Source organism: Cellulomonas sp. URHD0024 (assembly GCF_000426185.1).
In the GTDB taxonomy this organism is placed as follows: Bacteria; Actinomycetota; Actinomycetes; order Actinomycetales; family Cellulomonadaceae; genus Cellulomonas.
Map to the genome: position 1 here is coordinate 94,343 of NZ_AUEW01000010.1, position 11,644 is coordinate 105,986.

Here is an 11,644-nt window from a genome sequence, read left to right on the forward strand (position 1 = left end):
AGCCTAGTGGTGCGCGGCCGCCTCGAGCTCCGCCGCGAGGCCTGCATCGACCCGCGCGCGGATGGCCGTCCCGTCGGCGGTGTGCTCCTCGATCTGGATGTCGCCGTGCTCGTGGACGCGGCTGATCAGGTCGCCTCGGTGGTAGGGGACGACGAGGTCGACGCTCACGCCTGGGCGGGGCAGCTGGTCCGCGACCAGGGCCTGCAGCTCCTCGATCCCCTCGCCGCTGTGAGCGGAGACGACGATCGAGTGCACCTCCCGCGACCGCAGCCGCGCGATCGTCTCGGAAGTCGCGAGGTCGGCCTTGTTGAGCACGATGATCTCGGGCACGTCCATGGCGCCGGGGATGTCCGCGAACACGTGCCGGACCGCGGCGATCTGGCCCTCCGGGTCCGGGTGGGAGGCGTCGACGACGTGCAGGATCAGGTCCGCGTCGGCGACCTCCTCGAGGGTCGAGCGGAACGCCTCGACCAGCTGGTGCGGCAGCGACCGGACGAACCCGACGGTGTCCGCGAGCGTGTAGACGCGGCCGTCGATGGTCTCGGCGCGCCGGACCGTCGGGTCGAGCGTGGCGAACAGTGCGTTCTCCACCAGCACCCCGGCATTCGTCAGGCGGTTGAGCAGCGACGACTTGCCGGCGTTGGTGTACCCGGCGATCGCGACCGACGGGATCGCGTTCTTCTTGCGCGAGGCCCGCTTCGTCAGGCGAGCGGGCTCCATCGCGGCGATCTCGCGGCGCAGCTTGGCCATGCGATTGCGGATGCGACGCCGGTCGAGCTCGATCTTCGTCTCACCGGGTCCGCGTGAGCCCATGCCTGCGGCGGCGCCGCCGACCTGGCCACCGGCCTGCCGGGACATCGAGTCGCCCCACCCACGCAGACGGGGAAGGAGGTACTCGAGCTGTGCGAGCTCGACCTGAGCCTTGCCCTCACGCGACTTGGCGTGCTGGGCGAAGATGTCGAGGATCAGGGCGGTCCGGTCGACGACCTTGACGCGCACGATGTCCTCGAGCGCACGACGCTGCGACGGCGCGAGCTCGCCATCCACGACCACCGTGTCGGCCCCGACGGCCGCGACGAGCGTGGCCAGCTCGGCAGCCTTGCCGGAGCCGAGGTACGTGCCGGGGTCCGGTTTGGCCCTTCGCTGCAAGAGACCGTCCATGACCTGCGACCCGGCGGTCTCCGCAAGCGCAGCGAGCTCTCGCAACGAGATCTCGGCGTCCGTCACCGTGCCCGAGCCCCAGACACCGACCAGGACGACCTTCTCCAGCCGCAGCTGGCGGTACTCGACCTCGGTGACGTCCTCGAGCTCGGTGGACAGGCCCGCGACGCGGCGCAGCGAGGTGCGCTCCTCGAGGTCCAGCTGGTCACCGTCGTACGACGAGTGGACGGTGACGCCGGCCTGCAGCGCGGTCCCTGCCCGGGCGAGCACACGGGCCACGACATCGTCGGCCACGTCCTGCGCGGACCGGGTCACCGGGGTGTCCTGCGTCTCGCGGGTGGTGTGCTGCGGGTCGTTCACGCGGTTCCTCTTCTCCTGGCGTGCATCCAGGGTCCCACGCGAACCGGGCATGAGCAGAGGCATTTCGCTGCGAGCCGATCGGGCGGGGCTCGGTAAGGTCGGCGCCGTGACCGAGCACGACCACTACTTCACCGCCCACCCCGCGTCCGCCGAGGAGCGCCGGGTCCTGCGCGTGCACCTCGCCGGCCGCGAGCTCGAGGTCGAGACGGCGCGTGGCATCTTCTCCCCGGACCACGTCGACCTCGGCACCCGTGTCCTGCTCGACCACGCCCCCGACGCACCCGCGACGGGTCAGCTGCTCGACCTGGGATGCGGTTGGGGCCCGATCGCGCTGGCGCTCGCGCTGGAGTCCCCGGCCGCACACGTATGGGCCGTGGACGTCAACGAGCGGGCGCTGGACCTGGTGCGCCGCAACGCGTCGCGGGTGGGGGTCACGAACCTCACGGCCGCCCGGCCCGACGAGGTCCCCGACGACGTGAGGTTCGCCGCGATCTGGTCCAACCCGCCGATCCGGGTGGGCAAGGACGCGCTGCACGAGCTGCTCCTGCGCTGGCTCCCGCGGCTCACGGACGGCGGCTCGGCGCAGCTCGTCGTCGGGAAGAACCTCGGTGCGGATTCGCTGCAGCGCTGGATCGCGGACCAGCTGCCCGTGACGGTCGAGAGGACCGCCAGCGCGAAGGGGTTCCGCGTCCTGACGGTGACGTGAGCGTCCTCGAGGCCGGCCACGAGTGGCGGCGGCTGCGGACCACGACCTGGAGCATGTACGTCCTGATCTTCCTGGTCGCGTTCGAGTCGTTCGCCGTCACCACCGTGATGCCCACCGTGTCCCGCGCGCTCGACGGTGCGTCGCTGTACGCCTTCGCGTTCGCCGGGCCGCTCGCCACCGGCGTCATCGGCATGGTCGTCGCGGGGTCGTGGTGCGACCGGCACGGGCCGCGAGGGCCGCTCATGCTCGCCGCCGCCCTCTTCGCCGTCGGACTGGTCGCAGCCGGCCTCACCCCGACGATGGGCGTCCTGGTGCTGGGTCGCCTGGTGCAGGGCCTGGGCGGCGGCGCGATGACGGTCGCCCTCTACGTCATCGTGGCGCGCCTCTACCCCGGTGTGCTGCATCCTCGCGTGTTCGGTGGGTTCGCCGCGGCGTGGGTGCTGCCGGCGCTCGTCGGACCCGCCGCGGCCGGTGCCGTCGCGCAGCACGTCGGCTGGCGCTGGGTGTTCCTCGGCGTGGCCTTGCTGGTCCTGCCGGTGTCGTTGGTCCTCCTACCGGCCGTCAGGCGGATCGGGCCGCCGAGGACTCCGGCCACCGCCGCGAGGCGGGGTCGGCTGGCCTGGGCAACCCTCGCGGCCGCAGCCGTGCTCGGCCTGAACCTCGCGGTGTACGTCCCGCTCCCGTGGTCGGTCGCCGTCGCAGCGATCACCGGCGCAGCCGCGATCGTCGCCCTTCGACCGCTGGTCCCCCGAGGGAGCCTGCGAGCCGCGCGCGGGCTGCCGGCCGTCATCGCGACCCGGGGCCTGGTGGCGGGTGGCTTCCTCGGCGCGGAGGTCTACCTGCCGTACCTGCTCACCGATCGGTACGGCTTCTCGCCGACGACGGCCGGCATCGCTCTGACGCTCGCGGCACTGGCCTGGGCGAGCACGTCGTGGCTGCAGGGCCGGCTCGGTGACCGGCTGGCCAGCCGCGACGCGATCGTGCTCGGCGCGGCGCTGGTCGTGGTCTCCGTCAGCGGCGTGACCGTCGCGGCGGCCGCCCACCTCCCGCCGGCCGTGGCGATCGCGAGCTGGACCGTCGGAGGCGGTGGGATGGGTCTCGTCTACTCGCGGCTCACGGTGCTGGTGCTGGCCTACTCGTCGCCCGGCAGCCAGGGCACGCACAGCTCGGCGCTGTCGATCGCGGACTCGATTGGCGCAGCGCTCGCACTCGCCCTCACCGGCCTGGCGTTCACCTCGGTGCTCGCGTCCGGCACGGCACCGGACCTGCCGTTCGTGGCGAGCCTCCTCGTGGCGTGGCTGTTCGCCCTGGGTGCGATGGTCACTGCGCCACGCGTCCGGACGCGTCAGGCCGAGGCCGATCCCACCGACGCTGCCACCTCGAGCGCGCTCCGTAGCTGAGCGAGCGTCGGAACCCCGGACGCGCGTCGGGTGACCTCACCGGCGGCGTCCAGGACGAGGACCGTCGGCGTCACGTCGATGCCGAGCCGCTCACCGAGCGCGGTGTGGTCGGCGACGTCGAGATCCACGTGGGCCACGCCGTGGGTGGTGGCGACGGCCCGGTCCACGACGTGCCGGGTCGTCCGGCAGGGGGCGCAGAACGTGCTGGAGAACTGCACGACGGTCGCGCGCTCGCCGAGCGGCACGCCGAGCTCGTCGGGAGTCAGCCTCATCGCAGCGCCGAGAGGTCCACGTCCGCGGTAGCGACGAGCAGCGCGGGTCCGGCCAGCTCGACGTGGCCGCCGGGGAGCACGCTGACGCGCACCGTTCCGCCGGGCACGTCGACCAGCCAGACGTCAGGCGCACCCGCACCGGCCCAGGAACGGACCGCGAGCGCGGCGGCGCAGGCCCCCGTGCCGCACGACCGCGTCTCCCCCACGCCGCGCTCGTGCACCCGCATGCGGACGCGGCCCACGAGAGAGCCGTCGGGTGCGCGATCCTCGCCCAGCGGGACGACGAGCTCGACATTGACGCCGTTCGGCGGCACCGGGCTCACCACAGGGGCACGGGTGAGGTCGGCCCCGGTCAGCTCGTCCTCGTCCTGGAGGGCGAGCACGACGTGCGGGTTGCCGAGGTCGACGCTCAGGCCGGGGCGGGCGTCGTCGACACCGGCGACCGTCACCACGGCGTCCGACCCGGTCCCGGCGGCCTCGTCGCCGCCCGGCAGGAACCAGCGACCCATGTCCACGGCGTACCAGACGTCGTCGCCGATGCCCGCCTGCACGGGAACCCGCCGGACACGCTTGACGCCCGCGCGCGTGCCGAGGGCCAGCTCGCCGTCCGCCGCGTCCCACAGCCCGAGCCGCTCGAGGAAGGCGGCGAACACCCGGACGCCGTTGCCGCACATCTCCGCGACGGAGCCGTCGGCGTTGCGGTAGTCCATGAACCAGCGTGCACGCGGCTCCTCCGCCAGGACGGCGGCACCCTCCGGCAGGTGCTGCGTGCCGATCACCCGGATGACGCCGTCGGCACCGAGTCCCCCGCGACGGTCGGCGAGCTCTCGGACGAGGTCGGCGGACAGGTCGAGCGCTCCCTGCCTGTCGTCGAGAAGCACGAAGTCGTTCTGCGTGCCGTGTCCCTTGGTCACGTGCAGCATCGAGGTGGCCACGGCGGTCATGAGCCCAGGCTACGTCGTGGCGCGGGATCCTCGGTGGCCAGGCCGAGCTCGCCCTCGTCCGCTGCGGCGACGAGGCGCAGCGCACGCTCCACGAGCCGCGGGTCCTGCGCGTCGAGCCAGTGCACGCGCGGATCCCGTCCGAACCAGCCCATCTGCTTGCGCGCGAGGCGCCGCGTGCCGGCGGCGATGGCGTCGAAGGCCTCGTCCTGTGTGAGCTCGCCGCCCAGCATGGCAAGGATCTCTGCGTACCCGACGGCGCGCGAGGCCGTTCTGCCCAGACCGCTCGCGACCAGACTCTCGACCTCGTCGACCAGGCCACCACGCCGCATGCGCTCGACCCGACCGGCGATCCGCTCGTCCAGTACCCCTCGGTCGCAGTCGATCCCGATCTGCACCGCCGGAACCTCGTAGACGTGCTGCGGGAGCGTGGCCGAGTACGGCCGACCGGTCAGCGCGACCACCTCGAGCGCACGCACGATCCGGCGCGCGTTGCGCGGTCCGATCCCCTCGGCGGCCTGCGGGTCGACCGCTGCGAGCTCCGCGTGCAACGCCCGCGCACCCTCGGCCTCGACGCGAGCCTCCAGTGCGGCACGCACCTCGGCGTCGGTCCCGGGGAACTCCATGTGGTCGAGCAGCGCCCGCACGTACAGCCCGGAGCCGCCGACCGCCACCGACCTGTGCCCGCGCGACTCGATCTCGTCGAAGGTCGCCCGGGCGCGCTCCTGATAGTCCGCGACAGACGCGTCCTCGTGCGGGTCGAGGACGTCCAGGAGGTGGTGTTCGATCCCGCGGCGCTCGTCGAACGGCACCTTCGCGGTGCCGATGTCCATGCCGCGGTAGAGCTGCATCGCGTCGGCGTTGACGACCTCGCCCGCCAACGCCTCTGCGAGGGCGAGCCCGAGGTCCGACTTGCCGGTCGCGGTGGGCCCGACGACCGCGACGACGAGCGCCACTAGATGCTGGGCCGCGCGGGATCGCTCATGTCGATGGGCGCACTGGGCGTCTCGGGGATGAACCGCTTGGTCATCTCACGGAAGAAGCCGAGGGACGAGCCGATGCTCGTCGACAGCTGCAGGTCGAGCTGCGCGTCGCTCACCCCGCGGTCCCACGCGATCGTGTGCTCGGTGTAGATCGCGACCTCGTCCTCGTCGGCCTTCACGTAGACCTTGGGCCAGAGCATCTGCTGGGACCACTCGTTGCACGCGATCAGCATCGTGCCGAGCTCGGAGCGCGGGACCGTGTGGCCCCAGCGACCGCGGACCTGGAAGTACGCCTTCTGGGGTCCGGTCACCATGAACCAGAACGGGTTCCCGTCCCAGGCCGCGTACAGGTCGCCGTCCTCGTCCGTGCCGTACTTCGCGCCCTGCGCATCCAGGAGGGCGGCGGCCCGCTCGATCGACAGCGGCGGGAGGGTGGGCTCGGTGTTCTCGGCAGACATCGGTACCTCGTCGGGTCAGTCCGCGGCGGCGCTGCGGGCGTTGGTGGGTACGCAGACCTTACCGGCGCCGCGGCTCATGCCGGCACCGTCCAGACGAGCACCGCGTGCTGCGCGCCCAGCACGACCTCGTCCGCGAGAAGGCGCGCCTCGACCTCGAGATCGCCAGCCGCGCCGAGCAGCACCTGCCAGGGTGCCCATCCGCGGACGGCGAGCTCGGCGGCCAGACCGGGATCCGACGAGGCCAGGCGCGCCCGCGCATCCGGCTCGGCGTCTGCCAGGTCCGCCAGCAGAGCGGCGTCGTACGCCGGAGCGCGTTCGTCGTCGGCCAGCGGGGCGTCCGGTCCGTGCCGCCCACTGCCCGAGCCGACGACCACGAGGACGGTGCGCCGTTCCTCAGCGAGGGAACGGCCGAGCGCGGCGAGGGCGGTGGCTCCCGGCGCGGACGTCACCTCGACGACGCGCAGCCCCCGGTGCCGACCCGCGCGTGAGACCAGGTGGAGGGCGACCGCACTGGCCACCGACGGCTGGTCGCGACCCGCCGAGTCGTCGTCCAGGGTGAGGGTGCGCGTCGGCCACAGCACCCGGTCGTCGGGGACCCCGGCGGCGGCGAGCGACGTGCTGACCGTCCCACCGAGGACTCGGTCCGAGAGTCCCGGGGCGACGATCACGACCACGTCGGGCTCCAGCGCCATGACCTGCGTGATCGCCTCGAGCGTCGGATCGAGGAGGCTGTGCACGGAGACTGCGGCGCCGGTGACTCCGGCCACGAGCACCGCGGTGTCGGGGATCAGCGCGGCGGCGACGAGCATGGTCCGACGGTAGCGGCCGGACGGTGGGACTCTGGTCACCCCGTCCCCCAACGTGGGCGCCCGCCGGTATGGTCGTGCGCATGAGCTCGTTCGGGGATCGTGCGCGGCGTTGGTTCCGCGGCCCGGCACGCCCGGCGCCGTCGGGTCCCGTCACCCGGATCCCGGCGGACGACGAGGAGCTCCACGACCGCGTCGCCGAGCTCCTGGCCAAGGAGCTCGGGATCGCCGAGTCCTCGAACGACCTGCCGACCGACGTCTCCCCGGCGCGCATCGCGTCGTGGATGACCGACAACGCGTTCTCCTACTTCGTCGACAACGACGGCGATCTCGGCGGTCTGTGGCGCGGCCGGCTCTTCTACTTCTTCCTGTTCGGCGAGGACTCCGAGATCCTCCAGATCCGCGGCCAGTGGCACCGCGAGGTCGCGATCGAGCGGCTCGAAGAGGTGCTCGACATCTGCAACGAGTGGAACGCCGACCGGATCTGGCCCAAGGCCTACGTCCGCGTCCGCGACAACGGCCGCATCCACGTGGTGTCGGAGGTGGCGACGGACCTCGAGCACGGGGCCACCGACGCGCAGCTCAGCCAGATGCTCTTCTGCGGCCTGTCCACGGGGAGCATGTTCTTCGACGCGCTCGACGAGCGCTATCCCGACCCGGCGGGGGTCGCGCCGTGAGCGGCCCGGGCTGGCTGCTACGGGTCCTGGGTGGCCTGCCCAAGCCGACCAAGCGACCGATCCCCGGCGACGAGCCGCCGCTCCCGCTGACGCGCGAGCGCATCGCGGACTACCTGGTCGGCCGCGGGTACCGGTTCGTGGTGGACGACGACGGTGACCTCACCGGCACCTGGGACGGCAGCCGGTTCTGGTTCCTCATGCTCGGCGAGCAGCAGGAGATCCTCCAGGTCCGGGGCCGCTGGCACCGCAGCCTTCCGCTCGACCAGCGCGCCGCGACCGCCCTGGCCGTCAACGACTGGAACCGCGAGCGGATCTGGCCGAAGGCCTACCTGCGCGAGGAAGAGGGCGTCCTCGCGCTCTACAGCGAGGTCTCGGCGGACTTCGAGCCCGGCGTCACGGACATCCAGCTCGCTCAGCTGCTCGCCTGCGGACTGGGCACCGGCGTGCAGATGTTCTCGACCTTGGACGCCCTGCTCCCCCACGACGACGTGACGCCGCCGGACGTCCCCGACAACTAGCGGATCGACGGCAACCCGAGCACGACCGGCCCGGTGGGTCCACCCGTACCGCACGCGTCGCCGCCGCCACCGTGGCTGTGGTCGTCGCCCGAACGTCGATCCCAGGCATCGCCCGCGCGGGTGCGTCGGACCTCGAATCGGCCACCATCATCAGCCGCCGAGTCCGCGACGAGGTGGTAGGGCGCCGCGTAGGTGACGTCTACGCGCACCAGGTCGCCCGGTCGCGGTACCTCGCCGGACTCCCGAAGGGCGAAGTGCACCAGGCGGTTGTCGGCCGAACGGCCCGTGAGCCGGTGCGACGCACCGTCCTTGCGGCCCTCCGCCTCGGCCACCAGGACCTCGACGGTGCGGCCGACCTGCAGCTGGTTCCCCTCGAGCGAGATCCGGTCCTGCAGCGCTGCGAGCCGGACGTAGCGCTCCTGGACGACGGCCTTGGGCAGCTCGCCGGGCAGGTCGAACGCGGGGGTGCCCGGCCGCGGGGAGTACTGGAACGTGAACGCCGAGGAGAACCGGGAGGCCTCGACCACCCGCAGCGTCTCCTGGAAGTCCTCCTCCGTCTCCCCCGGGAACCCCACGATGATGTCCGTGGTGATCGCGGCGTCCGGCATCGCCTGGCGCACGCGGTCGAGGATGCCGAGGAACGTGTCCGACCGGTACGAGCGACGCATCGCGCGCAGGATGCGGTCCGAACCCGACTGCAACGGCATGTGGAGCTGCGGCATCACGGTCGGCGTCTGCGCCATCGCCTCGATGACGTCGTCGGTGAAGGCGGCGGGGTGCGGCGAGGTGAACCGCAACCGCTCGAGGCCCTCGATGGCGCCGGCCGCGCGCAGGAGCTTGGCGAACGCACCCCGGTCACCGAAACCGACGCCGTAGGAGTTCACGTTCTGCCCGAGCAGCGTCACCTCGACCGCGCCCTGTCCGACGAGCGCCTCGACCTCGGCGAGGACCTCGCCCGGGCGACGGTCGCGCTCCTTGCCCCGCAGGTGGGGGACGATGCAGAAGGTGCAGGTGTTGTTGCAGCCGACGCTGATCGACACCCAGCCCGCGTAGACGGACTCCCGCCGCGTCGGGAGGGTCGACGGGAAGACCTTGAGGGACTCCTCGATCTCGACCTGCGCCTCGGCGTTGTGCCTCGCCCGCTCGAGCAGCACCGGCAGGACGTCGAGGTTGTGGGTCCCGAAGACCACGTCCACCCACGGCGCCCGGTCGACGATCCCCGCACGGTCCTTCTGTGCGAGGCACCCGCCCACGGCGATCTGCATCCCCGGACGGGCTCGTTTGACGGCGGCCAGCCGGCCCAGGTTCCCGTAGAGCTTGTCGGCCGCGTTCTCACGGACCGCGCACGTGTTGATGACGACCACATCGGCGTCCTCGGTGGCAGCGGCGGCCGGGCTCGCGGCCACGTACCCCGCCTGCTCGAGCATGCCCGCCATGTGCTCCGAGTCGTGCACGTTCATCTGGCAGCCGAGCGTCTTGACGACGTACGTACGCGCGCCGGAGTCGCCGAACGTGTCGTCGGCGGTGGGCAGCAGGCTGGTCGGCATCACGGCCAAGGGTACGACCGCGGCGAGCAGGGCCGAATTCCCGTCATGCGCAACCGCGCATACCCGACTAGGTTGACCGGATGGTGGACCTCTCGGCCGCACCGACGGCGTCACATACCGCCGACGCGCTGGTCTCACTACAGGGCGTCGACAAGTACTTCGGGTCCTTGCACGTGCTCCAGAACATCGACCTCACCGTGGCTCGCGGTGAGGTCGTCGTCATCATCGGCCCGTCAGGCAGCGGCAAGTCGACTCTCTGCCGCACCATCAACCGCCTGGAGACGATCGACGCTGGCGTGATCGAGGTGGACGGCAAGGCACTCCCGCAGGAAGGCCGAGCGCTCGCCCGGCTCCGGGCGGACGTCGGGATGGTGTTCCAGTCCTTCAACCTGTTCGCGCACATGACCGTGCTCCAGAACGTCGTGCTCGGCCAGGTCAAGGCCCGGGGCGTGAAGACCTCCGCCGCGCGGACCACCGCCATGCAGCTGCTCGAGCGGGTGGGCGTCGCCGACCAGGCCGACAAGCTGCCCGCGCAGCTCTCGGGTGGTCAGCAGCAGCGCGTCGCGATCGCCCGCGCTCTGGCCATGCAGCCCAAGGTCATGCTCTTCGACGAACCGACCTCGGCGCTCGACCCGGAGATGATCAACGAGGTCCTCGACGTCATGGTCGGGCTCGCCCGTGACGGGATGACGATGCTCGTCGTCACGCACGAGATGGGCTTCGCCCGGCGCGCCGCGCACCGCGTGGTGTTCATGGACGCGGGCCAGATCGTCGAGGAGTCGGAACCCGAGACGTTCTTCACCGCGCCGACGAGCGCCCGCGCCCGCGACTTCCTCGCCAAGATCCTCTCCCACTGACACCTTCCTCCAGAGTCCGGCCACACCCACAGACCCGAAACGACACCGCAGGAACACACACAACAAAGGGGACCCAGGATGCGTACAGGACGAGTGGTCACGGCCCTGGCAGCGGCGGCGATGCTCTCACTGAGCGGCTGCTCCAGCAGTGACGACGACGATGCCGACTCCGGCTCGACGGGAGGGGCGTCCGAGAGCAGCGGCGGCGCGCAGGGCACCGTCCGCATCGGCATCAAGTTCGACCAACCGGGCCTCGGGTTCAAGGACGGCGACGAGTACACGGGGTTCGACGTCGACGTCGCCAGGTATGTGGCGAACGAGCTCGGGTACGGCGAGGACCAGATCGAGTTCGTCCAGTCGCCGTCCGCTCAGCGCGAGAACCTGCTCGAGACCGGTCAGGTCGACATGATCTTCGCGACGTACTCGATCACCGACAAGCGCAAGGAGGTCGTCTCGTTCGGCGGCCCCTACTTCGTCGCCGGGCAGGACCTGCTCGTCGCGGCGGACGACGACTCGATCAAGGGCCCCGAGGACCTCGAGGGCAAGAACCTCTGCTCCGTCACCGGCTCGACCTCCGCGCAGCGCATCAAGGACGAGTACGCGACGGGCACCAACCTGCTCGAGCAGCCGGGGTACGCCGAGTGCGTCACGGCCCTGACGGCTGGGTCGGTCGACGCCGTCACGACGGACGACATCATCCTGGCCGGTCTGGCCGCGGTGCCCGCGAACAAGGGCAAGGTCAAGGTCGTCGGCAACCCGTTCTCCGAGGAGAACTACGGGGTCGGCCTGCCCAAGGACAGCGACAAGTGCGAGGCGATCAACACCGCGATCAAGAAGATGATCGAGGACGGCACCTGGGACGAGCTCCTCGCCGACAACGTCGGCGCGTCGGGCTACAAGGCGAACACGGACCTGAATCCGCCGAAGCCGGCCGCCTGCAGCTGACCGCCCCACGTCC

The 11,644-nt window shown here is 71.7% G+C and carries 13 protein-coding genes; 6 read left to right on the top strand and 7 right to left on the bottom strand.

The window, feature by feature from the left end; genetic code table 11:
• Positions 1-3 precede the first annotated feature (3 nt).
• Positions 4-1,521: a GTPase HflX gene (hflX, locus tag I847_RS0111845; protein WP_028049852.1), complete on the bottom strand. Its 1,518-nt coding sequence runs from the start codon at positions 1,519-1,521 to the stop codon at positions 4-6.
• Between the two features lie 106 nt (positions 1,522-1,627).
• Here hflX and I847_RS0111850 point away from each other — a divergent pair, with 106 nt between their 5' ends.
• Entirely contained in the window at positions 1,628-2,227 is a 600-nt protein-coding gene (locus I847_RS0111850) for a class I SAM-dependent methyltransferase (RefSeq protein WP_028049853.1), read from the top strand.
• Entirely contained in the window at positions 2,224-3,627 is a 1,404-nt protein-coding gene (locus I847_RS0111855) for an MFS transporter (protein WP_028049854.1), read from the top strand. The genes I847_RS0111850 and I847_RS0111855 overlap by 4 nt, the downstream gene beginning before the upstream one ends.
• Here I847_RS0111855 and I847_RS0111860 read toward each other — a convergent pair.
• From I847_RS0111860 to I847_RS25695, 5 genes are all read right to left on the bottom strand, one after another.
• Positions 3,573-3,899 (bottom strand): thioredoxin family protein, encoded by a 327-nt coding sequence (locus I847_RS0111860; RefSeq protein WP_028049855.1) that lies wholly within the window; start codon positions 3,897-3,899, stop codon positions 3,573-3,575. The two genes, I847_RS0111855 and I847_RS0111860, sit on opposite strands and share 55 nt — an antisense overlap.
• Positions 3,896-4,843 (bottom strand): diaminopimelate epimerase, encoded by a 948-nt coding sequence (gene dapF, locus I847_RS0111865; RefSeq protein ID WP_028049856.1) that lies wholly within the window; start codon positions 4,841-4,843, stop codon positions 3,896-3,898. Before dapF ends, I847_RS0111860 begins: the two co-directional genes overlap by 4 nt.
• Positions 4,840-5,796: a tRNA (adenosine(37)-N6)-dimethylallyltransferase MiaA gene (miaA, locus tag I847_RS0111870; protein ID WP_028049857.1), complete on the bottom strand. Its 957-nt coding sequence runs from the start codon at positions 5,794-5,796 to the stop codon at positions 4,840-4,842. The genes dapF and miaA overlap by 4 nt, the downstream gene beginning before the upstream one ends.
• Positions 5,796-6,281 (bottom strand): YbjN domain-containing protein, encoded by a 486-nt coding sequence (locus I847_RS23455; RefSeq protein WP_051274834.1) that lies wholly within the window; start codon positions 6,279-6,281, stop codon positions 5,796-5,798. The genes miaA and I847_RS23455 overlap by 1 nt, the downstream gene beginning before the upstream one ends.
• Positions 6,282-6,355: 74 nt before the next feature.
• On the bottom strand, positions 6,356-7,090 hold the full coding sequence (locus I847_RS25695; protein WP_051274835.1) for a hypothetical protein: 735 nt from the start codon (positions 7,088-7,090) through the stop codon (positions 6,356-6,358).
• A gap of 80 nt (positions 7,091-7,170) precedes the next feature.
• Here I847_RS25695 and I847_RS0111885 point away from each other — a divergent pair, with 80 nt between their 5' ends.
• Positions 7,171-7,764: a YbjN domain-containing protein gene (locus I847_RS0111885; RefSeq protein WP_028049858.1), complete on the top strand. Its 594-nt coding sequence runs from the start codon at positions 7,171-7,173 to the stop codon at positions 7,762-7,764.
• Positions 7,761-8,282, top strand: a complete 522-nt coding sequence (locus I847_RS0111890; protein ID WP_028049859.1) for a YbjN domain-containing protein — start codon at positions 7,761-7,763, stop codon at positions 8,280-8,282. Before I847_RS0111885 ends, I847_RS0111890 begins: the two co-directional genes overlap by 4 nt.
• Here I847_RS0111890 and miaB read toward each other — a convergent pair.
• Entirely contained in the window at positions 8,279-9,829 is a 1,551-nt protein-coding gene (miaB, locus tag I847_RS0111895) for a tRNA (N6-isopentenyl adenosine(37)-C2)-methylthiotransferase MiaB (protein ID WP_028049860.1), read from the bottom strand. The two genes, I847_RS0111890 and miaB, sit on opposite strands and share 4 nt — an antisense overlap.
• A gap of 80 nt (positions 9,830-9,909) precedes the next feature.
• On the opposite strand from miaB, the gene I847_RS0111900 reads away from it, so the two are divergent.
• Both I847_RS0111900 and I847_RS0111905 read left to right on the top strand, forming a co-directional pair.
• Positions 9,910-10,686, top strand: a complete 777-nt coding sequence (locus I847_RS0111900) for an amino acid ABC transporter ATP-binding protein (protein ID WP_028049861.1) — start codon at positions 9,910-9,912, stop codon at positions 10,684-10,686.
• 78 nt (positions 10,687-10,764) lie between these two features.
• Positions 10,765-11,631, top strand: a complete 867-nt coding sequence (locus I847_RS0111905; RefSeq protein ID WP_028049862.1) for a glutamate ABC transporter substrate-binding protein — start codon at positions 10,765-10,767, stop codon at positions 11,629-11,631.
• Positions 11,632-11,644: the final 13 nt, after the last annotated feature.

Bases quoted from the DNA above. Each gene is read 5' to 3' on its own strand.
- I847_RS0111860 (WP_028049855.1), bottom strand. From the start codon at position 3,899: ATGAGGCTGACTCCCGACGAGCTCGGCGTGCCGCTCGGCGAGCGCGCG.
- dapF (WP_028049856.1), bottom strand. From the start codon at position 4,843: ATGACCGCCGTGGCCACCTCGATGCTGCACGTGACCAAGGGACACGGC.
- I847_RS23455 (WP_051274834.1), bottom strand. From the start codon at position 6,281: ATGTCTGCCGAGAACACCGAGCCCACCCTCCCGCCGCTGTCGATCGAG.
- I847_RS25695 (WP_051274835.1), bottom strand. From the start codon at position 7,090: ATGCTCGTCGCCGCCGCGCTGATCCCCGACACCGCGGTGCTCGTGGCC.
- I847_RS0111885 (WP_028049858.1), top strand. From the start codon at position 7,171: ATGAGCTCGTTCGGGGATCGTGCGCGGCGTTGGTTCCGCGGCCCGGCA.
- miaB (WP_028049860.1), bottom strand. From the start codon at position 9,829: ATGCCGACCAGCCTGCTGCCCACCGCCGACGACACGTTCGGCGACTCC.
- I847_RS0111900 (WP_028049861.1), top strand. From the start codon at position 9,910: ATGGTGGACCTCTCGGCCGCACCGACGGCGTCACATACCGCCGACGCG.
- I847_RS0111905 (WP_028049862.1), top strand. From the start codon at position 10,765: ATGCGTACAGGACGAGTGGTCACGGCCCTGGCAGCGGCGGCGATGCTC.